Source organism: Xanthomonas sp. SHU 308 (assembly GCF_000364645.1).
Taxonomy (GTDB): Bacteria; Pseudomonadota; Gammaproteobacteria; order Xanthomonadales; family Xanthomonadaceae; genus Xanthomonas_A; species Xanthomonas_A sontii.
In genome coordinates this window covers 1-861 of sequence record NZ_AQOK01000709.1, presented here as the reverse complement: position 1 = coordinate 861, position 861 = coordinate 1, and the positions used below count along the sequence as shown (strand labels likewise).

At 70.3% G+C, this 861-nt stretch carries 1 protein-coding gene; it reads right to left on the bottom strand.

The window, feature by feature from the left end; all coding sequences use genetic code 11:
• A partial coding sequence (locus D588_RS0119200) for a methyl-accepting chemotaxis protein (protein ID WP_017917137.1) occupies positions 1-861 on the bottom strand: 861 nt, incomplete at both ends.

Genomic DNA, 861 nt, shown 5'->3' with positions numbered 1-861 from the left:
GCCCGCAACGGCGCCGCTGCCGGTCGCCTTGGTTTTGCCGCCGGGGCAGCAGGGGCTGGCGGAGCGGGGCGGCGCACAGGCGCCGGCGCGGCGCTCGCCACCGCGGCGCTGGTGTCCAGCTTGAACAGCGCCACGGCCTGGTTGAGCTGGCCGGCCTGGTCTTCCATCGAACGCGCGGCGGCCGTGGCTTCCTCGACCAGCGCGGCGTTCTGCTGGGTGGCCTCGTCCATCTGGGTGATGGTCTGGTTGACCTGCTCGATGCCGGCGGACTGCTCCTGCGAGGCCGCGGAGATCTCGCCCATGATGTCGGTGACGCGCTGCACCGAGGCGACGATCTCCTGCATGGTGGTGCCGGCCTGTTCGACCAGGGCCGATCCCTCGGCGACACGCTCGACCGAATCGTCGATCAAGGTCTTGATCTCCTTGGCCGCATTCGACGAGCGTTGCGCGAGGGTGCGTACTTCGCTGGCGACCACGGCGAAACCGCGGCCCTGCTCGCCGGCACGCGCCGCTTCCACCGCGGCGTTGAGCGCCAGGATGTTGGTCTGGAAGGCGATGCCGTCGATGACACTGATGATGTCGGCGATCTTCCGCGACGAGGCCTCGATGCCGTTCATCTTTTCCGAGACCTGGCTGGCCAGCGCGCCGCCCTGCGAGGCGACCGAGGCGGCGCCCGCGGCGAGCTGGTTGGCCTGGCGCGCGTGCTCGGCATTCTGCTTGACGGTGGAGGTCAGCTCCTCCATCGACGCAGCGGTTTCTTCCAGGCTCGCCGCCTGCTGCTCGGTGCGGCGCGACAGGTCGTCGTTGCCGGCGGCGATCTCGGCCGCGGCGCCGTTGATGCTGACCGCGGCAGTCTGGATC